At 65.9% G+C, this 21689-nt stretch carries 17 protein-coding genes, 1 tRNA gene and 1 pseudogene; 4 read left to right on the top strand and 15 right to left on the bottom strand.

The genetic code is table 11. The features are described from left to right. Positions 1-36: 36 nt before the first annotated feature. From AAEX57_RS11810 to efeU, 5 genes and pseudogenes are all read right to left on the bottom strand, one after another. Entirely contained in the window at positions 37-948 is a 912-nt protein-coding gene (locus AAEX57_RS11810) for a MurR/RpiR family transcriptional regulator (RefSeq protein ID WP_342092329.1), read from the bottom strand. Between the two features lie 85 nt (positions 949-1033). Beyond that, entirely contained in the window at positions 1034-2212 is a 1179-nt protein-coding gene (gene efeB / locus AAEX57_RS11805) for an iron uptake transporter deferrochelatase/peroxidase subunit (protein ID WP_342092328.1), read from the bottom strand. 117 nt (positions 2213-2329) lie between these two features. Continuing rightward, complete coding sequence (locus AAEX57_RS11800) at positions 2330-2884, bottom strand: EfeM/EfeO family lipoprotein (protein WP_342092327.1); 555 nt, start codon at positions 2882-2884, stop codon at positions 2330-2332. A 1-nt stretch (position 2885) separates the two neighbouring features. Then, a pseudogene (locus AAEX57_RS11795) lies at positions 2886-3494 on the bottom strand (imelysin family protein); the annotation flags it as partial. Further along, entirely contained in the window at positions 3491-4375 is an 885-nt protein-coding gene (gene efeU / locus AAEX57_RS11790) for an iron uptake transporter permease EfeU (RefSeq protein ID WP_342092326.1), read from the bottom strand. The pseudogene AAEX57_RS11795 and the gene efeU, both read right to left, overlap by 4 nt. A 256-nt stretch (positions 4376-4631) precedes the next feature. Between efeU and AAEX57_RS11785 the strand changes: the two genes are divergently transcribed. After that, entirely contained in the window at positions 4632-6908 is a 2277-nt protein-coding gene (locus AAEX57_RS11785) for an aminotransferase class I/II-fold pyridoxal phosphate-dependent enzyme (protein WP_342092325.1), read from the top strand. On the opposite strand, the gene AAEX57_RS11780 is transcribed toward AAEX57_RS11785, so the two are convergent. From AAEX57_RS11780 to AAEX57_RS11740, 9 genes are all read right to left on the bottom strand, one after another. Beyond that, on the bottom strand, positions 6844-9978 hold the full coding sequence (locus tag AAEX57_RS11780) for a hypothetical protein (protein WP_342092324.1): 3135 nt from the start codon (positions 9976-9978) through the stop codon (positions 6844-6846). The genes AAEX57_RS11785 and AAEX57_RS11780 overlap by 65 nt on opposite strands. A gap of 36 nt (positions 9979-10014) precedes the next feature. After that, on the bottom strand, positions 10015-11757 hold the full coding sequence (locus tag AAEX57_RS11775) for a glycoside hydrolase family 3 protein (protein ID WP_342092323.1): 1743 nt from the start codon (positions 11755-11757) through the stop codon (positions 10015-10017). Next, positions 11754-13289 carry a glucoamylase family protein gene (locus tag AAEX57_RS11770; RefSeq protein WP_342092322.1) on the bottom strand — a complete coding sequence of 512 codons (1536 nt, stop codon included), beginning with the start codon at positions 13287-13289 and terminating at the stop codon, positions 11754-11756. The genes AAEX57_RS11775 and AAEX57_RS11770 overlap by 4 nt, the downstream gene beginning before the upstream one ends. Before the next feature lie 92 nt (positions 13290-13381). Then, on the bottom strand, positions 13382-14209 hold the full coding sequence (locus AAEX57_RS11765) for a carbohydrate ABC transporter permease (protein WP_342092321.1): 828 nt from the start codon (positions 14207-14209) through the stop codon (positions 13382-13384). Position 14210: 1 nt separating this feature from the next. Beyond that, positions 14211-15155, bottom strand: a complete 945-nt coding sequence (locus tag AAEX57_RS11760; RefSeq protein WP_342092320.1) for a carbohydrate ABC transporter permease — start codon at positions 15153-15155, stop codon at positions 14211-14213. A gap of 4 nt (positions 15156-15159) precedes the next feature. Next, positions 15160-16446 carry a sugar ABC transporter substrate-binding protein gene (locus AAEX57_RS11755; RefSeq protein ID WP_342092319.1) on the bottom strand — a complete coding sequence of 429 codons (1287 nt, stop codon included), beginning with the start codon at positions 16444-16446 and terminating at the stop codon, positions 15160-15162. Next, on the bottom strand, positions 16443-17468 hold the full coding sequence (locus tag AAEX57_RS11750; protein WP_342092318.1) for a LacI family DNA-binding transcriptional regulator: 1026 nt from the start codon (positions 17466-17468) through the stop codon (positions 16443-16445). The genes AAEX57_RS11755 and AAEX57_RS11750 overlap by 4 nt, the downstream gene beginning before the upstream one ends. Before the next feature lie 181 nt (positions 17469-17649). Further along, positions 17650-17856 (bottom strand): cold-shock protein, encoded by a 207-nt coding sequence (locus tag AAEX57_RS11745; RefSeq protein WP_342092317.1) that lies wholly within the window; start codon positions 17854-17856, stop codon positions 17650-17652. 238 nt (positions 17857-18094) lie between these two features. Beyond that, positions 18095-18658: a sugar O-acetyltransferase gene (locus AAEX57_RS11740; RefSeq protein ID WP_342092316.1), complete on the bottom strand. Its 564-nt coding sequence runs from the start codon at positions 18656-18658 to the stop codon at positions 18095-18097. Between the two features lie 332 nt (positions 18659-18990). On the opposite strand from AAEX57_RS11740, the gene AAEX57_RS11735 reads away from it, so the two are divergent. Continuing rightward, entirely contained in the window at positions 18991-20388 is a 1398-nt protein-coding gene (locus AAEX57_RS11735; protein ID WP_342092315.1) for an HNH endonuclease signature motif containing protein, read from the top strand. A gap of 208 nt (positions 20389-20596) precedes the next feature. Beyond that, the gene (locus AAEX57_RS11730) at positions 20597-20734 is read left to right on the top strand and encodes a hypothetical protein (RefSeq protein WP_342092314.1); all 138 of its coding nucleotides are present in this window, start codon (positions 20597-20599) and stop codon (positions 20732-20734) included. 170 nt (positions 20735-20904) lie between these two features. Here AAEX57_RS11730 and AAEX57_RS11725 read toward each other — a convergent pair. Further along, positions 20905-20987: transfer RNA gene (locus AAEX57_RS11725), tRNA-Leu, on the bottom strand. Between the two features lie 194 nt (positions 20988-21181). Between AAEX57_RS11725 and AAEX57_RS11720 the strand changes: the two genes are divergently transcribed. Beyond that, positions 21182-21667: a lamin tail domain-containing protein gene (locus tag AAEX57_RS11720; protein ID WP_342092313.1), complete on the top strand. Its 486-nt coding sequence runs from the start codon at positions 21182-21184 to the stop codon at positions 21665-21667. Positions 21668-21689 lie beyond the last annotated feature (22 nt).

Here is a 21689-nt window from a genome sequence, read left to right as displayed (position 1 = left end):
ACCGCAACGTGCAACAGTGTTTCCACCCTCGACCGCTCAGCGGCCCGGGCTGGAGGCCCTCACGTCATCCAGCTGATCCTGAAGGATGGGATTGGAAGAGTACCTGCGTCTTTCATAGTCGTGCCCCAAGACGGTACGCCGACGCAGGTTATCTTCATGGGCCAGCTGAAAGACCTCGGAGTACACCAGGTCCAGCAGAAGGAGCGTGGAGACATTCATGGCGTAATCGCCCACCTTCTCCACCAGCCGTTCACGGGTTGAGACCCTCAGCACCGCAGTGGCCAGCTCGATCAGTCGATTGTGGCCGAATGAAGTGATGGCGACTACGTGCGCTCCTTGCCTGCGTGCAGCGGCAGCGCAACGTAGACCCTGGACAGTCTCGCCCGAATAGGAGATGACGAACAGCACATCCCCTTTCCTCATCGCACGCGCTTGGTAATACGCCTGGTCGCCTTGTGACTGCACCGTGACAACCCGACCAAGACGGAGCATCTTGTCCATGAAAGTGGTGGCCAGCGCCGCTTGCACTCCCGAGGAGAAGACGACCACATGCTCCGCATCATCGATGGCCTTGGCCACCCGGCGCAGCTCCGCGCCCTCCAGCAGTCCCATGGTGTCGTGGATCGTCTCCACATACACGGCAGAGACGCCCCCCGCCACCGTATGGGTGTCATCGCCCGGTGAGAAGGGATGGTTCACGTCGATGTCAGTGAAGGCGCTGCGCAGATAACGCAGTTCATCGAGCCATGCCTCCCGAAACTCTGGATAGCCAACGAACCCCAGACGTTGACAGAAGCGGACCACGGAGGAGGGAGCGGTGTGCGCCTCTTTCGCGATTGCTCGCGCCGAGAGCGCACGGATTCCCTCCTGGTGCTCCAGCAGTGTCCCGGCCACGACCCGCTCTACGGCCGTGAATCCATCCTTGGCCCTCAGCTCGTCGGTGATCATGCCCTCGCCTCCGTCCTTCACTGCCGAGGAATGGCACGCGATGACAGGATCGTACGGTGGACCGCGCCCTGCGGACATCGCCGGCCTAGGATTCCAACAACCGCTGCCCCACGTACTCGCCGTCCCCGGCGCCTGGGGGCACCGCGAAGAGCCCGGAGCCGACGTGCTGCAGGTATTCCTGCATCAGGTCGGACTTGGACATCTTGGTCTGCATCGGGATGTAGTGGGTGCGCGGATCGGTGACGAAGGCGATGAAGAAGAGCCCCGCCGCCAGCCGGCCGAACTCGTCATTGCCGTCGACATAGTTGTAACCGCGACGCAGCAGCCGCACCCCCTTGTTCTGGGTGGGGTGGGCGACCCCGACGTGGCTCTGCAGCGAGACCAGCGGATTGCCCTCGCGTCCCTTGAGCGAGAAGTCCGGCTGGCTGAACTCGGTGCCGCCGCTCAGGGGAGCACCCTCGGCCTTGGTTCGCCCGACGATGTCCTCCTGTTCCCACAGGCTGGCGCGGTCCCAGGTCTCGATCCGCATCGCGATCTTGCGGGCCACCAGGTAGCTGCCGCCCTCCAGCCACGGCGCCTTCGCGTCGGCACCGGTGGGCACCCAGACGTGCTGGTCGATCGCCCCGGTCTCCTCCGCGCGCAGCCCCATCGTCCCGTCCTTGAAGCCGAACAGGTTGCGCGGGGTGCTCTCCGCGTCACTGGTGGACGACGTGCGCCCGAAACCCAGCTGGGACCAGCGCAACCGAGCCCGGCCCATCGCGATCCGGGTGAGATTGCGCACCGCGTGCACCGCCACCTGCGGATCGTCGGAGCAGGCCTGGACGCACAGGTCGCCGTCGCTGAGCTGCGGGCGCAGGTCGTCGCCGGGGAAGTGCGGCAGCCGGGTCAGCGCCGCTGGCCGTCGCGACGCCAGCCCGAAGCGGTCCTTACCGCCGCCGTCGGCAGCCCTGAAGAGGGTCGGGCCGAAGCCGAAGGTGATGGTCAGCCCGGCCGGCGGCAGGCCGATCACCTCACCGGTGTCGTCCGGCAGCGCATCGTAGGGGCCGGAGAGCGGGCCGAGGCTGCCGGCACCCAGCCCCTCGGCCATCCGCTCGGCGGCATTGGTCCAGTCGGTCAGCAGCGCGATCAGGTCTTCCCTGGTGGCGCGGGGATCCAGGTCGAAGGCCGCGAAGTGCATCCGATCCTGTGCCGCGGTGGTGATCCCCGCCTGGTGAGCGCCGCGGAAGGGGTAGCGACGCTCGGCGGGATTCTCCTGGACGGGCACCGAATCTCCGGTCGAGTGCGCGGGGGGTGAGAATGGCCGCGGCGGAGAGGCCGCCGGCGGCGACGGCCCCGGCGCCCGTCGCGCCCAGCAGGCCGCGACGGGACAGTCCGGAATCACTCACGCCAGCACCGCCGCGGTCATCTTGCTGAGCGGTTCGGACAGGGCGTTTACCGAGTCGGAGAGTTCCTTGACCTGCTCCTTGGTGAGCTTGTCGTAGCTGACAAAGCCGTTGCCCTGCTTCTGCGCATCTAACAGCTTCTGCAGGTTGGCGAATTCCTTCTCGATCTGGCCGTCCAGGGCGGCATTCTTCTTCTTGAGCAGAGGACGCAGGCCCTCCCAGGCGACGCGGGCGCCATCGATGTTGGCCTGGAAGTCCCACAGGTCGGTGCGGCTCCAGTACTCCTCCTCGCCGGTCACCTTGCCGCTGGCCACCTCGTCCAGCAGGCCCTTGGCGCCATTGCTGATGTCGTCGGCGGTGAAGGTGAGCTTGCGGGTGCGCTGGTGCAGCGTCTTGGTGTCGGCCAGCAGGGTGTCGGCGATCTTGCCGCGCTCCGCGGCACTCATGGCCTTGTAGCCCCGGGCGCGAGCGGGCCACAGGTCCTTCTCCAGCCGGTGCCAGCCGGTGCCAGCCGGTGAAGGTCTGGCCCTTCTCCAGATCGGCCTCCCGAGCATCCATCCGGGGATCAAGGTCGCCGAAGCTCTCCGCGACGGTCTCGACCCGCTCCCAGTGCACCCGGGCGTCGGGGTAGAGGGCGCGGGCCTCGTCGTCCTTGCCGGCCTTGACCGTGGCCACGAACTTCTCGGTCTTGGTCAGCAGTTGGTCGGTCTGGTCCTTCACATAGCTGGCGTAGGCCGTGCTGGCCTGCTCGACGAACTGCTTGTCGTCGCCGGTGGGGCCCACCTGCTCGCCGGAATCGGTGACGACGAAGGGCGCACGGATGCCCTCGCCGACCATGCCGGGCTTGCAGGCGGTGAAGTAGTCGCCGGCGGGGATGCTCAGCACCAGGTCACGCGACAGGCCGGGGCCGATGTTCTCCACCTCGCCAACGATCCGCAGACCGTCGGAGCCCAGCACGTAGAACTCGTTGACCTTACTGCCGTTGTTGGTGACGCTGAAGGTGACGGTGCCCGACGGGGCCTTGGCGGAGGCCACCTCGCAGGAGCTGTCACCGGCCTTCACGCTGAGGTGCCGCTCGTCGCTGGGGGCAGCCGCGTTGTTGTCGGTGCAGCCGGCCAGGGCGAAGGCGCCGATGGCCAGCAGCGCGGTGGTCTTGCGGATCATGCACGGCCTCCAATGGTCTGGGGCGTCGACGCCGCCGATTCGGTTGTGGGGGTGTCTGTGGTTGGGGTGTGCGCGCGTCGCAGGCGCTGGATGAACAGCGGCGACATGATCAGCAGGTAGACCCACCAGGCGATGGCCTCCAGCACGGTTGCGGCGGGCGAGAAGTTGAACACACCCTTGAGCAGGGTTTCGATGATGCTGCCGGGCGGGATGGTGCCGCTGAGGTCATAGGCCAGGGTGTTGAGCCCGGGCAGGAAGCGGGCCTCCTGCAGGTCATGGATGCCATAGGCCAGGACGCCGGCGGCGATGATGACCAGGAAGCCGCCGGTCCAGGCAAAGAACTTGGAGAGGTTGACCTTGACGGTGCCGCGGTAGATCAGCCAGCCGATCACCACCGCCACGGCGAGCCCGAGCAGGGCGCCGATCAGCGGTTCGATGGTGGACTGGCCGTCGCGCGACGCGGCGCGGGTGGCGGCCCAGATGAACAGGGCGGTCTTCAGACCCTCGCGGCCGACGGACAGGGTTCCGACCAGCGGCAGCGCCCACCAGGACTCCCCCGCGGCGTCCACCTGGCTGCGCAGCCCGCGCGCCAAGGTACTGCCCGCCGTGGCCATCCACAGGATCATCCAGGTGACCATCCCGACGGCGACGATGGACAGGCTGCCGCCGATCAGCTCCTGAGCCTCGAAGGTGAGCCCCTTGGGGCCGAAGGTGAGCACGGCGCCGAAGACGAGCGAGACCACAATGGCGATTGCGACGCCGGCCCAGACCCGGGAGAGCAGGGCGCACCGGTTGGTCTTGACCAGGTAGGCGACCAGGATGCTGACCACCAGCGAGGCCTCCAGGCCCTCGCGCAGGCCGATCAGAAAGTTCCCGAGCAAGAAATCCCCTAGGTTTAGATAAGGCTTGCCTAACCTAAAACCAAATGGGATCAGGGGGCAACCGACCGACGCCGGACCGACGCGGCGATCCAGACCGTCGACCCACCCACTCCTTGAACACCGTTCAAGTTTGGGTGTTAACGTGACTCCATAGACTGCAAACACGACGGGGTGGCGCATGAATGGCTGGGTCCAGTGGGCGACGCAACGCTCCGAAAGGGCTGCACACACAGGAATTCAGCGGCTCACCCAAGCCGTGGATCCCGATGCCGTCGATCTGGCCTCCAATGACTACCTGGGGCTCAGCCACCACCCGAAGGTCCGCTCCTGTGCAGCACGACATCTGCAGGGCGGACCCTTGGGAGCCGGCGCCTCACGCGTCGTCACCGGAAGCCATCCCGCGCACGCGGAACTGGAAGGTGAACTGTGCGCCCTGACCGGTGCCAGCGCTGCATTGGTCTTCTCCTCGGGATATACCGCCAATCTCGGGGCGCTCGGCGCGCTCGCCGGGCCGAGGAGCCGTTTGCTACTGGATGAGCAGGCGCACGCCAGCCTGCACGATGGTGCCCGGCTGGCCCACGCAGAGGCGCTCACCTTCCGGCACAACGACCTCACCGAGCTGAGCCACCTCCTGCAGGACGACGGCGGGAGGCGGACCACCGTCGTGGTGGAGTCGGTCTACTCCGTGCTGGGCGATGCGGCTCCCTTGGTGGAGGTGGCGGCGCTCTGCCGCAAGTTTGGGGCGGCACTGGTGGTGGACGAAGCGCACACCATCGGCACTCTCAGCGAGGGCAGCTGGGCCCGGCGCGACGGCCTTTTCGATCATGACGCCGAGGCACCACCCGTCGTGGTCACCGCCACCTTGTCCAAGGCGCTGGGCGCGCAGGGCGGAGTCATCCTGCTGGGCGGCGACCATGCCGACCTGTGGCGAGCGCACATGGTGAATCTGGCCCGAGCCTTCATCTTTGACACCGCCCTGGCACCCGCGGTCGCCGCCGGCGCCGCGGAGGCCTGCCGATTGGCTCGCACGACCAACCTGCCCGAGTGCTTGGCCAGCAACCGGGCGCTGATCGTGGACCAGCTTCGAGGCCGTCCCGGCACTGCCCGTCACCTCGAAATGGGGGCTGGGTCGGTGATCTCGTTGCGGATGCCCAGTTCGGCGAGCGCTCTGGCGGCGAGCCAAGAGTTGCGCGACCGGGGGATCCTGGTGGGGTGCTTCCGGCCGCCCAGCGTGCCGGACCGGATTGCCCGCCTACGCCTGACGGCGCACGCCGACACGAATCCAGAACGACTCGTGCTGGCGCTGACCCAGATCGCCGACGTGGTGGAGGCGGCCTGGGGCGAACCCACGCGCTGCCCCTTCAACCATGCCGATGGCCGCCCGAGCGACCACCGTGAGCTTGCGCTGGTGTCCGATCCCGACGACGTCCGTGAGGTCCTGGGCAATCCCGATCTCTTCGCCGCCGACAATGCCCTGCGGGCCCTGCGCCCCTTCACCCGGGAGGCGGCGCGGGTACTCGTTCGCTCGGGATTCAAACTGCCCCCGGTTCTGGCTTCGGCCAATGGGGCGCAGCACCGCGACGTGCGTCGAGTGGTGACGCCCTTCTTCTCCCCGGCCCGGGTGAAGGCGCAGCGGGAACTGGTGCAACGCCTGGTTCGCGAGCAACTCACCGAGCTGGGAACAGGGCTGGAGGGAGGCGTCGATCTGGCCAGCACCGTGGCAGCACATGCGCCCGCTCGGATTGCGGCCGAACTGACTGGCGTTCCCAATCCACCACACGAGGATCTGGCGCGCTGGAGTGCTGATTCCCTCGAACTGTTCTGGGGTTGGCCGGACGACGATCGCCAGCTGCAGCTGGCCCATTCCGCCGCCGAATTCCACCCTTGGTTGCGTCAGACCGTCCGGGACAGCGCTGGCACCCGAAATCTGTTCGGACGGTTGGCTGCCGAAGGCGTCGACGAGGAACGGATCATCTCGCTGGGCTACTTCCTGGTGATCGCCGGGCAGGAAACCACCAGGATGCTGATCGCCACCTGCCTGCACCACGCGGCGTCGGACCGCGAGCGGTGGACAGCCTGCGGCGATGAAGACCGTGGCGAGCAAGCCACCGCCTCGCTGGTGCACGAGGTGTTGTCCGAGATGTCGTCGGTGCCCACTTGGCGCCGGATCGCCACCCGGGACGGCGAACTGGCCGGCAGGCCGATCACGGCTGGCGAGGAGGTGCTGGTGCAGTTGTCCGGTGGACATGCGGCGCCCGACCAAGCGGACCCGTCACTGGCCTTCGGCTACGGCATTCATCGTTGCCTGGGCGCTGCCCTAGCGGAGATGGAGGCTGCTGTGATCCTGCACGAGACCACCCGCGCCCTGCCGGATGCCCAGCTGGTCAGCGGAGGCACGGTCTGGCTGCGGCTCCTGAGCTTCCAGTGTCCCCGCTCGGTCGTCGTGACCTCCCATCACATGAAGGCGTTCATTCCTGCCCCACCCAGACATCCAGATCCACGGGACCATCCGTTAGGGAATCCAGTGGGGTGATCATTCGTACGCCCGGCCGCCGGTAACGGGATCCAAGCGCTTCCACGTGAGCTGGAGCACCGTTCACCCACAGCTTCGTAACACCATGGCCGTCACCCGCCACGTGATAGGTCAGGCGCAGTTCGCGCCCGTCGACATGGACGGTGGCCCGCAAACCATCGAGCACCGCGGGCAGCACCGGATCGATCTCCAGGCCTGCGGCCCTGCGCCGGACGCCGAGGATCTTCTCCGTCACCAGCCGAAGAACCAGCCCGGGGCCCGACGAGTAGACCCGCCAACCTCCCTCGAAGCATGTCCGGGGGTCGAAGAGTTCCTGGGCGCGGTCGCTGGCGTCGTAGCGATCCGTGAACCAGGCATCGGATGACGAGTAGTAGCAGTTGGCCTGGCGAGGCGCCGCACCGGGCACTCGCTCAGACAGCCCGATCGGCACCACCTTGAGCAGCTCCGCCCAAGCCTGATCCGCCAAGCCCAGATGGGTCAGCGCCTCGACATGGCGCACGTGCGCGTGGGTGTACATCAGGCCAATCTCCCGGCCCCAGAACGTGGCAGCCTCGGCGCGCTTGAAGACCTGCATGGTGCCACCGGAGTACTGCACTGGGGTATCGAAGAGGTAACTTCCGGTGGGTCCGGCCAGGTGCTTTTCGATCAACCGTAGGTGACCGAAGGCCTGCTCGCGGCTCAGCAACTCGTCGCTGATGGCATGGATCATCTGGAGCACCCCATGGTGCAGGCCGGTCCGCTCGTCCCGTGGGTGCACCAGGTGCTCGACGGCGTCTGTGATCACGGCATAACCGGCCAATTCGTCGTCCACCAAGAGGACCTCGTCGAGGGCCGCCCGGGTTTGCTCGACGATGCCGGCCAGCCGTGCGGCCAGATCCGGCCAAATCCCGTCGAGTTGTTCTGCGAGCAGCCCCAGGGACTGGATCTCCAGCTCGGTGGTCCAGGTGGAACACATCTCCAAGGCCAGTTCGGGACGGGCTGGTTGCAATGAGTCATTCCAGTCGCCGTGCCCATAGGCGGGCAGCCTTTCGTCGCGTGTGCGATGGGCGCAGATGTTGTCCACAGCGCGCTCGACGTGCCGTCGCAGTGGCTCGGGCGGCAAGATCGCGTCGTCACCGACCAACCTCGTCTGCTCTTCCAGAATCGAGGCATCGCCGGTGACGGCGAGGTATTCGGCCAGAGCCAGAAGCGGCCAATAGACCACGTCACCATGCGCCTCCCGGTGACCCGGCGCAGCCATCTCCGGCAGAAAGTGAAACCACTGCGGCCAGCCGCCGTCGTCCTGCTGCCCTGCAAAGATCTGCACTAAGGTCTGGCGCAGCGCCGGGACCTCATCGGTGGCCAACAGCAGTCCCACCGGCCCCTGGCAGACATCACGAACGCCCCAAGCGCCACCGGTGTACTGCTCGAGCCCGCGAGGTGCCTGGAAGTGCACTGCGGCATCATGGGCCAGACTCTGCATGAAGTGCCGAAGAGCCCTGACCTCGGGATGCCCCGAAACCTCCAGCGACGGCACGCGCCAGCTGTGTGCGACGTCCGCCGGACGATCATCGGCGGGGATCTGCAGGGCGACGTCCAGGCACTCCGCCGCTTCCACGGTTACGGTCCGCAGGGCCAGACCACGGGAGGTCTGGTCGGCGAAAAGGGAGGCATCGCCGCACAGGTGGCCGCTCGAAGGGTGCACCTCGAGTCCGTCGTGTTCCTCGGCCAAGACCAGCATCAGGTTCAGTGGCTTGCCATCAACGCCGACCCGGACCTGTAGGCCATGGTTGTTGCGCAGTTGGACCCGCACGTCGACGGTGCTTCCCGCCAGTTCACCGGCCAGTTCGTAGCGCCACTCGGCGCTCAGGTCAGCGACCCGCCACAAGGTGGGGGTCGTGAGCAGCTGCCAGTCCCCTCCCTCCTGAGCCACGAGCAGCCGAAGCCCGGCGGCCTCGGTGAGACCCAGATAGGAGCGACGGATACTGAGCCGTTCATTCGCCGACGCCGGCCCAAGCGTCAGCTGGGAGGCGAAGACTCCGGACATCCAGGCGGTGGAGGCCAGGGCACTCCCGTCGGCCTGTGGACCGGGTGAGAAGTGCATGATGGCGCCGTGCGGGCGCAGCACCCGCTTCTCCTTCGCTGCGGTCACCACGTGCTCGTTGCCGGTGAAGCCTGAGAGGAGCCGGCCGTCGACGTCGTGTTCGGCAAGTTCCAGCGCACCAACAGCGGCTGTGGATTCCTCGGCCACCGGCGCCACCCGCACCGGGCTGAACACGGTGGACACCACCGGCGTGGTCGCCTGCACCTGCGGGACGGGAGCCCACTTACGCTGCGCAACCCGCTCGCGCAGCAGGGCGGCATCGTCGGCGCCGGTTGCGGCTGGATGGTCAGCCACGGGAGCAAGCCAGAAGACACCCTCACGTCTCTCGCCCGGCTCCAGCATGATGGGTGCGGTCTGCAGCGCAGCCAAGGTGTGTTCGTGTTGAAGTCGCGCGCTGGGCAGGTCTCGTGTCAGATCCAAACCCTCTCCACGGTCCTGGTCCAGCAGCTGCAGGGCGTCAGTGGCCCAACCCACGACCGGCTCACTGCTTCCCAAGGCCACCCAAGGCTGGGTCTTGCCGGGCATGTTCTGCCGCACGGCCAGCGCCATCGATTCGCCCAGGGTGACGGGGGTGAGGTCCAGATACTGGCTGACGTAGTACTCGCTGCGCCTCAGGTCCTCCCACGGCGTGAGGGCGACATCCAAAGTGCAGACCAAGTCAATGGTCACCGACTGGCTGCTGGTGTTGGTGACAGCCCAGCGCCAGCCGGGCAACTCAGGGTGGTCGGCATCGAACCAAGCCAGATGCTGCAGCCCGTCGTGCTCTCCCACGACGCCGGTCAGGTTCCCCACAGGAAAACTGTGTCCGTCGCTGGCGGGGCCGGTGAGCGGACGGGCCGACAGCGCGCAGCCCTCTCCTCGTGTTCTCAGCCACAGGTTGGCGGGCCCTGCCTCCAACTCGGTGGCCGCGTAGAGCAGCAGGCTCAGGCCGTCAACCTCGAGCTGTTGCAGGGCACCAGACGAGGTGGTGCGGACGGTGGTGGTCATGCTGAACTCCTGGTGGAAGGGCTTGGCAGAAATGGGTCAGGCTGGCTGGATGCCAGCGCCGTACTCAAAGAGCGGGTCGACGGTGTCCCCGGGAACATCCTCCCGGGATTCGCGCACCGCATCCATGGAGCGCGGCAGTTGGAAGGGCAGGCGCCCCCGAGGCGGGATCACACCGGTCAGAGCGTCGAGCCAGGCGGCGTCGCTGACGCCAAAGGTGACTGTCAGTGCCGAGGTGCACTCCAGCAGCGATGTGAGAATGGCCGGGCGGTTCAGGTTCACGTCGAGCACCAGCGGGCAGTTCGACGCGATCCGGGCCAATCGGATGGCCAGTCCGGGCTGGAAATCCAGCGAGCCCTGTCGGAACCACTTCTCCAGGAAGAGATCATCGCGGGGTTCGAAGGGGGCATCGATCCGGACCAGCGCAAGGTCGGCCGCCTTGGGGTGGTCGACCGCCTGGAATCCGGCGGCCCGCAACGCCTCGGGAGCGATCCCCTCGGCGTACACCCGGGGCCCGGGGCCCAGCGGCAGACCCAGCTTGTCGCGTAGCAGCACAACAGACTCGGACTGAGTGCGTCTACCCAGGGCAACATCCTCGAGCCGGCCCGTATTGGCTGCGGCCGCAGTCTCGTCAACGAAGGGATCATCAAAGAGTCCCAGACGCACCTTGAGGGTCAGTAGGCGCCGGGCCGATTCGTCGATCCGGCTCTCGGGAACCTTCCCATCGCGCACCACCTCCAGCAGCAGCTCGGTGCATTCCTCGCCGCCGAACTGGTCGCAGCCAGCATCAAGCAGTTTCAGCATCCGGCCCTTGGCGTCCAGCTCCTCGACGCCCCAGGCTCGGGCGGGCAGCACCTGATCGCCGACGTGGTTGTCGTTGACCAGTTCCCAGTCGCTGACGATGACCCCATCAAAGCCCAGATCCTGTCGCAGCAACCTGGTCAGCACGGTCTTGTTGAAGCCAAAGCCGACGCACTCGACGGGCTCACCGTCGATCAGCAGTTCCACGGGCTTGCCATAATAGGGCATGATCGCGGGCGTCCCGGCGGCAATCGCCCGTCGGAAGGGCTCCAGATGCTCCTGAAAACGGCCGCCCGGGTAGACCTGCTCCTGGCCATAGGGGAAGTGGGCGTCCTCGCCGTCCTTCTGGGGGCCGGCTCCGGGGAAGTGCTTGGTGACCCCGGCAACCGACGTGGCGCCGAAGCCGTCTGGCCCCGCCAGTCCTTCCAGGTAGGCGGCAACCAGTTCCGCCACCAGAGCAGCGTCCTGACCAAAGGTCTCCCGCTGACGCCCCCAGCGGGGTTCGGTGGCCAGATCCGCGGTGGGATGCAGGGCCATGGTGATACCCAGCGCTCGGTACTCGCGGCGCACCACGTCGGCGAAGCGCCGCACCAGATCCGCATCGCGCACCGCGGCCAGGCCCAATGGTTCGGGCCAGACGGAGAGGAACCCAGCACTCCAGGACGTTCCGGCATTCTGCACATGAGCGTGCCGAGGATCGGTGGAAATGGTGACGGGGATGCCGTGGGACTCGCGGGCCAACCGCTGCAGGGCGTTGTACCAGCGAGCACCGCTGGTGGCGTCGGGAATGTGGTGAATGTTGAAGTGCGTCATGCACTTGTCCACGACGACGTGTCGGGTGGCGCTCTTGCTGATCTTGCCCGGACCGTCGAGCAGTTCACCATGAGGACCCATCTCGATCACGGTGTGGAACATCAGCCCGACCTTCTGTTCCAACGTGAGCCGGCCCAGCAGTTCGTCGACCCGCGAGTCCACTGTCATCGGACGATCCCCGCTCCAAAGGTCTCCATACCGATCACAGGGCGTAGGGTCTGGGCAACCTCGCGGGTGGCGAACCACTTGCGCATGCCGCCATCCAGCAGGATGTTGCCCAGAGCAGCCATCACCATCGCCTGGTCCAAGGAAAGGTAGCGGCGCGCCACCTGGCCGGACCTGGTGGCGGCAGCATCGTAGAAGCCGCCCTTGCCATAGCACTTGAGCTCGGACTCAATCCGCTGCAGGTTGCGGAATCCCTCCTTGTGCTCGTACATCATGCCGAGGAAGCCAGCGTGCGGGGTGACGACACCGTCGCCATAGAACTTGGGCGGGTTGTCCCAGCGGTAGTCGGTCTTCTCTTGGTCGCTGAAGTAGCCCTCCGGGTTCAATCCCAAGGCGTCCACGCCGTATTCGCGGTAGCCTCCCGCTGGGTTGGAGCAGGGGCTGAAGCCCCAGTAGCCATACTTCGCCTCCAACAGGCCGTGCTCTCGCTGGGCGCGGACGTGCAACGGGTGGTTGATCCCCCAGCTCCTGGGGCCCCATTCCGCCTCCGGAACGAACAGGTCGGGCATCAGTTCCTCGAACATGCTGCCGCCCCAGCCGGGCACGATGTGCATGCCACGGTAGGTGTGGGTACCTTCGTAGACGTCTACGCCCAGGTAGGTCTGATTGGCGCCGACCGTGGGCATCTCCGGCCAGGTCCAGTCAGCCGGGAAGGTCCGCCAGGTGGCGAAGTAGGCCGCCGCCGGAATCTGACCTCGCATGATGCCCAGGTAGGTCACCATTCTGGCTTCGCTGATGGCGGTGTCGTAGTGATGCGTGGCGGTGTACCAGATCGGATCACCACCGACACCGTTGATCGGCTCCTTCGCCACGACGTCGTCGCGGTTGGGCTTGCGGGTGTAGAAACCGCCATAGGTGGCTCCGGGCTGCTTTGCATACTCCCGGTCGAAGAAGACGTCCCAACGCATCGGTTCGAAGAGGTCCAGTGCAGCCTTCCGATTGGCCGGGTCGCCATTGGCTACGAGCCAGAGGGCGGCGCCGAGCCAGCCCATGTCCACACTTGAGATGAACGGGTCGATGTGGTTGCCGTTCTCCGGCCACGTGTGCAGCAGGGCACCGGTGGCCTCGTCGTACCAGTTGTAGTACATGCCTGAGGGCTCGTGCCGTTCCATCGTCTTCAACGACGTCAGGGTGCGCGCGATCCGCGCCGAGGCGTCTGCTTCGGTGATGATGCCCAGGTCACGGGCGACCATCGCGCTCCAAAGCAGACCGCCGATGTTGGTGGGCGAGGTGAACCCCGATCGGCTGGTCAGATCGCCGTCGATGTTGTCCGCGACCAGGCCTGTGACCGGGTGGCTCATCGCGTCCAGCGAGCGCCAGGTGTCGGTGGCCCAGCGCACGAGGGTCTTGCGCTGGCCCGGGGGGAACTTCTTCCACGTGGGGCCTGCGGCCTGCGCATTGGCCGCTGTGGGGAGAGTACTGGCGACGGCCGCTCCGGCCAGACCGCCGAGGATGCTGCGTCGGGATACCTGCATGGTGACTCCTTCGTCAACGGGGTACTGCATCTGTGGGGGCCCTCGCCGAATGGATCCCCATGAAGGGCCCATCCGGCGAGGGGGTCTGCGGGTTACTTCAGTCCAGTGCTGGCGATGCCTTCGATGAAGTAGCGCTGGAAGAACAGGAAGACGGCCAGGATCGGCATCACGACCAGCGTCGCGCCGGCCAGCAGCAGGCCATAGTCCGTCTGATTCTGGCCAGTGGAGACCAGTGCCAAGGCGACGGGCAGGGTGTAGGTCTTGTCCGACGAACTCACCACCAGCGGCCACAGGAAGTTGTTCCAGGAGCCCAGGAAGGTGAGGATGCCCAGGGTCGCGAAAGCCGGGGTGGCCAGCGGCAGGAAGATCCGGAAGAAGATCCCCAGCTCGCCCACACCGTCGATCCGTCCGGCTTCGATCAGGTCACGTGGCAACCCCAGGAAGAACTGCCGCATCAGGAAGACGCCAAAGGGCTGTACCAGGAAGGGCAGGATCAGCGCCGGCAGGGTGTTGGCCAGTCCCATGTTCACGATCAGCACGTACTGCGGAATGAAGGTGACCAGACCGGGAATCATGAGGCAGCCCATCACGGCGCCAAAGATGAGCTTCTTGCCCGGGAAGGCCAGGTGAGCCAAGGCATAGCCGAGCATTGAGCTGAAGAGCAGGTTGCCGAGGGTCACGGCCACCGCGACGATCGTCGAGTTGGCGAAGAAGCGGCCCCAGGGCTGGGAGGCGAACAGCCGTCGGAAGTTGTCCAGCGTCGGGTGTTGCGGCAGCCACTTGGGCGGTACCGACATCAACTCACTCTGGGTCTTGACGCTGCCCAGCAACATCCAGACGAAGGGCAGCGCCACCAGGAAGAGCACGACCGTGAGCAGCAGGTAGAGCCACCACCGGGAACGGAAATCACTGTCCTTCATGTCAGTCCTTCTCCCTGGTCAGGCGGAATTGCACGACGGTCACCAGCGCGACCACCACGAAGGTGAGGTAGGCCATGGCCCCCGCAACGCCGTAGTTGCCGTAACCGAACTGCTGGTAGGTGTACATGGACGCGGAGATGGTGGAGTTCAGGGGCCCACCCTTGGTCATCACGAAGGGCTCCTCGAAGAACTGCAGGTAGCCGATCGTGGTGGTCACCAGGACGAACAGCAGCGTCGGCCGCAGTTGCGGAAAGGTGATGTTGGTGAACCGCTTCCACGGGCCGGCACCGTCCAGCATGGCGGCCTCGTGCAGACTCCACGGCACGGCCTGCAGGCCCGCCAGGAAGATGATCATGCCGGTGCCGAAGTTGCGCCACGTGGTGAGCATGATCAGGCTGAGCAGCGAGGTGTGCGTGTTGTTCAGCCAGTTGGGCCCGGTGATGCCGATCCAACCGAGCATGGTGTTGATCAGACCGGCATCGGAGAGCAGGAACTTCCAGACCACGGCCACCGCGACGATCGACGTGATCACGGGGGTGTAGAAGCCGACGCGGAAGAGCGACCGGAAGCGCTTGACGCCCTTGTCCAGGGCCACGGCAGCAGCAAGGCCGGCCGCCATGGTCAGCGGGACGCCAATCACCACGAACATCAGGGTGTTCAGCGCGGCCCGCTGGTAAACCGGATCGGACAAGGCCTTCTGGTAGTTGGCGAAGCCCACCAGATTCACCGCGAAGGGGGTGCGGATGTCGCGAATGCGCATGTCGGTGAAGCTCATGAACAGCGACTGGATCACCGGCCAGGCGGTGAACGTGACGAACAGAAGCAGGAAGGGCAGCGAGAGCAGGAGCCCTGCGCGTGCCTCCCGGGCGTTCCGGTGCGTCTTGCGACCGAAACGCTCGGGAGTGCTGCCGACTGCTCCGGGAGTGATTCCGGGCAGGGCCGACATGAGATCAGCCGATGCCGATGCTGGTGGCTTCGGTCTGCGCCGTCTTCAGGGCCTCGGCCGGGGCCAGACCGGACTTGCAGACCTTCTCGACCTGCGCGTCCATCTTGCCGGCCACTTGCTCCCAGGTGCCGATCGACGGCGGGGCGTAGGCGGTCTTGAGCTGCTCACCGAAGACGCTCAACTTCTCGTCACTCTTCAGCGAGGGATCCTCCCAGGCATCCTTCACCGACGGCAGGTCGGTGGAGGACTTGTACCACTTCAACTGGGTTTCCTTCTCGGTGAGGAACTGCACCAGCTTCCAGGCGGCGTCGCGGTTCTTGGTGTTCTTGAACACACCCAGGTTGGCGCCGCCGACGAAGGAGGCCGAGCTCTCCTTCTTGGGCATCGTGAAGACGCCGTACTTGTCCTTGAAGGAGTCACCGCCACCGGCCTTCTCGACGGCCGCCATCATCCACGGGCCTGAGATGAACATCGGAGCGACGCCATTGGCGAAGTCCGCTTCGGCCGGGGAGGAAGAGATGGCCTTGTTGGCCAGCCCTTCGGTGAAGTAGCTCTGGTAGTAGGTCAGGGCCTCCACATTCTTCGGGTCATCGAGGGTGAAGGTCTTGGCGTCCTCACTCATCAGCTTGCCGCCATTGCTCCACATCATCGGGGCGTAGGTCTGCCAGGCGCCCTGGCCACCGGGCTGCAGGTTCAGGCCCACCTTGGCGCCCGCCTTCTCCTTGTACGCCTTGGCAAGGGCCTTCAGGCCGTCCCAATCCGTCGGGGTTTCGGTGATACCCGCCTTGGTGGCCAAGTCCTTCCGGTAGTAGACGCAGCGGGTCTCGACGTACCACGGCACGCCGTAGGTGGCGCCGTCCACCACATTGGTCTTCTGGGCGCCCTCGAAGAACTTCGCGTTGTCGATATTGCTCGGAACCTGGTCGAGCGCCCCCAGGCCGACGAACTCACCCATCCACGTGCTGCCAACCTGGGCCAGATCAGGGGTGGTACCGCCGGCGATTGCGGAAGTGAACTTGTCATGCGCCGAATCCCACGGGATGGGGGTGACGGTGACCTTGCAGTCGGGATTGGCGGCCGTGAAGTCCTTGATCAGGGCCGGCAGCTTCTCGCCTTCGGCGCCCATCGCCCAAACGGTGAGGCTACCGGTGGCCTTGCCCTCGGCGATGGCTGGGGCGGCGGAGCCGCTGGCTCCACCCTCGGTCTTGGACTGGCGTCCGCAGCCAGTGGCGGCGCCAGCGATGGCCAGTGCAGTGAGGCCAACGAAACCTCGACGAGTGATTGCGGTCATGGGAGCTCCTTGATGCTGTGGAAGGTCGAACACCCACACGACGTGCGGTGGGCAAGGGTTGCGGGGAGGGTGACGGCCTCTTCTCTGGGACCGTCCCCAGCAATCCGCTGGGCCAGTCGAGACACGACCAGCCCACCCAACTGGCGTACCGGTTGGGAGATCGAGGTGAGGCCAGGTTCGACATACCGCGCAGTCACGGTGTCGTCCCAGCCCGTGATGGCGACGTCGGCGGGAACCGCGACACCGCCACGTTGCAGGGTCTGCATCACAGCGAGTGCCAGCTCGTCATTGCCGCACACCAGTGCATCGTGGGTGAACCCGTCGGCCAGCAAACGTTCGGCAAAGGCGCGACCATCCTGTTCCGACGGGAAAATGGGGTAGGTGGTGGGTTCCAGGTCGGCCCGACTGACCGCGGCGACGAAACCGTCGTGCCGCATGCCCAGATCGCTGCCACGTTCGGGATTGCCGACGAAGGCCAGCCGCCGACGCCCGCCGTCGATCAGGTGCTGGGTGAGCCGGTCGGCCGTACTGGCGTTCTCCACGAAGAAGGCATCGCTACCGGGCACCTGCGGGCGGGCGGCCGTCACCACCGGTCGGGTACGGGCAATATCCGCGATCAGCTGAGAGTTGGCCGCACTGCGCGCCATGAAGGCCAAGCCGTCCACCTGCGCTGCGAGTGTGCGAACGGCCGTCCGGCAGTCCTGCCGGGGATTGGCCAGAGTGATGATCACCGACAGGTTCTGCGCGCTGGCCGCGGTTTCGAAACCCACCAGCAGATCCGCATAGTAGGGGCCGTCGATATGGGGCAGGACCAGACCGAGCGCATTGGTACGACTACCAGCCAGGGCACGCGCAGCGGCCTTGGGGAGATAGTCCAGTTGCTGCGCAGCCTCCCGGACGCTCAGCTTGGTGGCATCGGAAATCCGGGGATCGTCCCGCAGGGCGCGGGAGACCGTGGCTGTCGACACGCCGGCGCGCTGGGCCACCTGATAGATGGTGACTCCCGCCTGCCGTGTGCTCATGCTGGTCTCCGTCGACTGGTGTCGTGCATCCTGCGCCATGCAAGCGCTTGCACTACCTTGATGAATCGACGGTAACACGTTGGTTAAGTGCTTGCAATAGGGCCTGCATCCGTGGGGTCTCCAACAAGCGACGAAGGCCGCCGCCCCGAGGGGCAGCGGCCTTCGCCGTGAAGTGCTGGGGTCAGCGCAGAACGGTGATGTTCGACGCCTGGGGGCCCTTGGGGCCCTGCTCGAGGTCGTACTCGACCTTGTCGTTCTCGTCCAGCGAGCGGAAGCCGCCCGAGTTGATCGAGGAGAAGTGGGCGAAGACGTCGGCCGAGCCGTCGTCGGGCTGGATGAAGCCGAAGCCCTTGTCAGCGTTGAACCACTTAACGGTACCTGTAGCCATGATGTTTCCTTCAGGAAAGTGGAGTGACCGCGAATCGATCACTACCGGGGACTTGCTCGTCACACAATTCAGAAGGAACCACTACCGAAGTACCAAAAACCAACTGCCGAACAATGATGTCAGCCTACGGGAGTTCTGGAGCGCCGCTGACCAATCCACCGGCAAAGTGCCTGAAATTGACCTATAACCCCTTGTCACAGCGCTGAAATTAGTTTCATCCAGCCCCCCCCGGATGGCGTCAGATCTCACGAATCACCCGCGCCGGCACCCCGGCAACGATGGTGCGCGCGGGAACATCCCTGGTCACGACGGAGCCCGCGCCGATGATTGCACCGTCGCCGATGGTCACTCCGGGCACCACGGTGACCCGGGCGCCGAACCAGACGTCGGAACCGATGTGGATCGGCGCCGGGATCATGTCCCCTCGGCGCTCGGGATCCGTGCCGTGATTCAGCGTCGTGAGGATGGCGCCGTGCCCGATCAGGCTGCGGTCGCCGATCCAGATGCCGCCCGTGTCCTGGAAGGTGCAGCCGATGTTGATGAAGACCCCCTCGCCCAGGTGGGTGTTCTGCCCGAACTCGGAGTAGAACGGCGGAAAGAGAGCCACCGACTCCGGCAATTCCTGCCCGATCAGCTTGCCCAGCAAGGATCGGATCTCATCGGGGGTGTGATGCGAGCCATTCAGTTCCGCCGTGATCTGCTGTGCCCGCTGGGCGGCCTCGAACATGAACCGGTGCGCCTCGGAACCGGCCGGCACCAGTTCGCCCGTCGCCATGATGTCCAGAAAATCGTTGAGTTCCATGACTCCATGGTCACAGAGCGTCCAACCATCTGACACAGGTGGTGCCCGCGGGGCAGCAGGCAGACCGGTTCGCCCCGATGTCATGGGGTGGGCTAAGGGTTCCGACGCACGTCGAGGTGGCCTGGCTGACGCCCGAGGGTCGCCGCTCGTACTACGACGCCGAGATCACCATCACCCACGTGGAGTGACCGCTTGCGCCTTTTGTCAGTGGGAGGTGATGTACTTGAACCAAGGTCAAGGCAGGTGAGATAGAACGCTTCAGAAGGCCTTGACTCAGACACCTTGAGTGATAGAATTAGAATACAAAAACGAGCACTTCGGGGGAGGCCGCGATGAGCACATCACATGAGGCTCGGCTGTCTGACGACTCCCTCGCGCTGATTCGCGAGATCCAGCAGGAGCGCCACTCCCGGGCGATGAGCGAGGCACGCGAGTTCGAGGCAATCGCCCGCTTTGCGGACCTGAATTCCACCGTCGACGATCAGGACTGGTTCGTCGTGCCCGGTGCAGAAAAGCTCGTCCAGGTGGGCTCCGACGGTACGCCGGAAGTGGCCGGCTTCTGCACGCTCGAGCTGGCCGCAGCGCTGCGAATTCGGGTCGGTGAGGCCCACTGCCTTCTGTCCAACTCCCTGGACATTCGGCATCGCTTCCCACAGCTGTGGCAACGGGTGATGTCCGCGGAGTTCCCCGTGTGGCTGGCCCGACGGATCGCCTCGCGCACACAGCAGTTGGACGCGCACCAGGCCGGTTTGATCGACCTTCACCTGGACCGGATGGTGGAAGGCATGTCGCCCACCCGGGTCCTTCGGCTTGTCGACGGTCTGGTGCTGGAGCATCTGCCCGCCGAGCAGGCCGAGGAACAACACCAGGCCGCCCTGACACATCTCGGGGTGTGGGTGGAGCAGTCCTCCGGCGGGGTGGCCAGCGTCGCCGCCAACCTGAATGCCGCGGACGCGGTCTTCCTGGAGGCCCAGCTCAGCCGACTCGCGCAGATCCTCTCGGAGGGCGGAGTGACGGATCCGGAGCAGGCGCGCCGGGCCCAGGCCCTGGGGATTCTGGCCGGGACGCCTGCGCGTGCACTCCAACTGCTGCAGGCTGCGGAGCAGGAGCCGTTGCCCACCGGGGAGAGCTTCCAGGAGATCTGCCGTCGCGACGGGCAGGCTGGGCACACCTGCGGCAGCATCACCGTCGACCCCGACACGCTGCTGCCCAAGGCAAAGATCGTCGTCCACCTGACTGACACCACCCTGGCGGAGCAGGACGGTCTGGCACGCAGCGACCAGTTGCGGCCCGTGCTGGCCAGCTGGCTACGTGACCTGTTGGGGCATGCGCGCATCACGGTGCGCCCGGTGATTGACCAGAACCAGCTGGCCCCCAGCGACTCCTACGAGTGCCCGCCCACCATGCGGGAGGCAATGGTGCTGCGCAACCCCTACGAGGTCTTTCCATGGTCGACGAGGCATTCCGACGGTCTGGATCTGGACCACACCGTGCCGTGGGCACCGCGCGGCGGCGTGACCCACCCCAGCAACCTTGGCCCGCTCAGCAGGCTGGCACACCGCGGCAAGACCCACGGGCATTGGCAGCTGGCCCAGATTCGGCCGGGGATCTATCTGTGGAGATCGCGCCTCGGCGAGGAATTCCTCACGACGGGCAGCCGGACCATCTACCTGGGCAACGCCGGTCCACCACCCCAGGAGCAAGGCACATCCCTGCCCACGGCCGCCTGACGGCCCCGGACCTCCGCTACGAGGTATGCCTCCGCTTCCCATAGGCCTCGACACTCGAGCGCACCACCGACGTGCCCGGGCGCGGGGCCGGATGCCCTGTCCTGCATCACTATCGATCGAGCTGGAGGACCGGCTGGTTGAGCTTTCGCAGGGTGCCGCCGAGGGCGGCGACCGGGAACACTGATGGAACCCGGACACCGTCGCGGCAATGCGCCGGTCACCACTGAACCACCGGCTGGCGCCCGACGGCGAATCGCATCGCGACGTCCAGGCCCGCATGATCGAGGCCCTGCGGAGCCTCCGGCTCGCCGTGGACGACGACGCAATCACCGTCCTGGAGGCGTGAGACCCCAGGGAGCCTGGAGCTGGGTGGGACCCTTCGCCACCGCGCAGCAGCAACTCGTTGTGGCAGCCGCTCCAGGGACTGCCGGAAGAATCAACGCCTGCGCGGTGGCGCGAGGACACCGTTGCACAATGTGAAAGGCCCCGATCCTAAGATCGGGGCCTTTCACATTGTGCGCGAGAGAGGAGTTGAACCTCCACGTCCCAAGGGACACTGGCACCTGAAGCCAGCGCGTCTGCCATTCCGCCACTCGCGCATCACCTTGTTCTCCAGAACTTGTTCCGTTGAACGCAGCTCGAAAAAGATAGCACAGCTTTGGCAGCCCTTGCACATCGAGCCCCAGAAGAGCCCGCCAAGCACGCTTTGACCGCCCGGAAGGAGCCACCCCAGCGGAGTTGGGCATTTGTCTCAGTCATATGATGATCTCTCCTTCAACAACTCGGAGACATCATGCGCCGTCGCGCCCTCTCACCCCTGCTGATCGCCGGTCTGGCCCTCGCCCCGCTGGCCGCCGCTCCCACCCCCGCCCATGCGGCCAGCGGCGTCAGGTTCACGACGTGGGTCGCGAACCCCTCGGGTTCCGATGCCAACAACAACACCGGCTGGAACCGGGAGTACATCACCATCAAGAACACCTCGCGCCAGAAGGTGATCCTCACCGGCTGGGCGGTGCGGGACAGCAAGAACAAGCACAGCTTCACCTTCCCCAAGGGCTTCACCCTCAAGCCGGGCGCCCAGGTGATCCTGCACAGCGGGAGGGGGCGCAACAGCGCAACCCACCTGTACTTCAACCTGGGCGTGAAGGGCACCACCGGCAAGGGCCGCGTCGGCTACGTGTGGAACAACACCGGCGACACCGCCCAGCTGCTCAAGGGACGCGCAGTGTCGGCCAGCTGCACCTACAAGCCGACAAACTCCGGCACCAAGGCCTGCTGACCCAGACAGATCATGCGTGGGC

It is taken from the genome of Luteococcus sp. H91, from assembly GCF_038433135.1.
In the GTDB taxonomy this organism is placed as follows: Bacteria; Actinomycetota; Actinomycetes; order Propionibacteriales; family Propionibacteriaceae; genus Luteococcus.
The sequence above is the reverse complement of the archived record's forward strand: the minus strand, read 5'-3'. Positions and strand labels throughout refer to the sequence as shown.

Excerpts from the sequence above, each read along its gene's own strand:
- AAEX57_RS11810 (WP_342092329.1), bottom strand. The coding sequence starts at position 948 with ATGATCACCGACGAGCTGAGGGCCAAGGATGGATTCACGGCCGTAGAG.
- AAEX57_RS11800 (WP_342092327.1), bottom strand. The coding sequence starts at position 2,884 with ATGCTCGGGAGGCCGATCTGGAGAAGGGCCAGACCTTCACCGGCTGGC.
- AAEX57_RS11780 (WP_342092324.1), bottom strand. The coding sequence starts at position 9,978 with ATGACCACCACCGTCCGCACCACCTCGTCTGGTGCCCTGCAACAGCTC.
- AAEX57_RS11775 (WP_342092323.1), bottom strand. The coding sequence starts at position 11,757 with ATGACAGTGGACTCGCGGGTCGACGAACTGCTGGGCCGGCTCACGTTG.
- AAEX57_RS11770 (WP_342092322.1), bottom strand. The coding sequence starts at position 13,289 with ATGCAGGTATCCCGACGCAGCATCCTCGGCGGTCTGGCCGGAGCGGCC.
- AAEX57_RS11765 (WP_342092321.1), bottom strand. The coding sequence starts at position 14,209 with ATGAAGGACAGTGATTTCCGTTCCCGGTGGTGGCTCTACCTGCTGCTC.
- AAEX57_RS11760 (WP_342092320.1), bottom strand. The coding sequence starts at position 15,155 with ATGTCGGCCCTGCCCGGAATCACTCCCGGAGCAGTCGGCAGCACTCCC.
- AAEX57_RS11755 (WP_342092319.1), bottom strand. The coding sequence starts at position 16,446 with ATGACCGCAATCACTCGTCGAGGTTTCGTTGGCCTCACTGCACTGGCC.
- AAEX57_RS11750 (WP_342092318.1), bottom strand. The coding sequence starts at position 17,468 with ATGAGCACACGGCAGGCGGGAGTCACCATCTATCAGGTGGCCCAGCGC.
- AAEX57_RS11745 (WP_342092317.1), bottom strand. The coding sequence starts at position 17,856 with ATGGCTACAGGTACCGTTAAGTGGTTCAACGCTGACAAGGGCTTCGGC.
- AAEX57_RS11740 (WP_342092316.1), bottom strand. The coding sequence starts at position 18,658 with ATGGAACTCAACGATTTTCTGGACATCATGGCGACGGGCGAACTGGTG.
- AAEX57_RS11735 (WP_342092315.1), top strand. The coding sequence starts at position 18,991 with ATGAGCACATCACATGAGGCTCGGCTGTCTGACGACTCCCTCGCGCTG.
- AAEX57_RS11730 (WP_342092314.1), top strand. The coding sequence starts at position 20,597 with ATGCGCCGGTCACCACTGAACCACCGGCTGGCGCCCGACGGCGAATCG.
- AAEX57_RS11720 (WP_342092313.1), top strand. The coding sequence starts at position 21,182 with ATGCGCCGTCGCGCCCTCTCACCCCTGCTGATCGCCGGTCTGGCCCTC.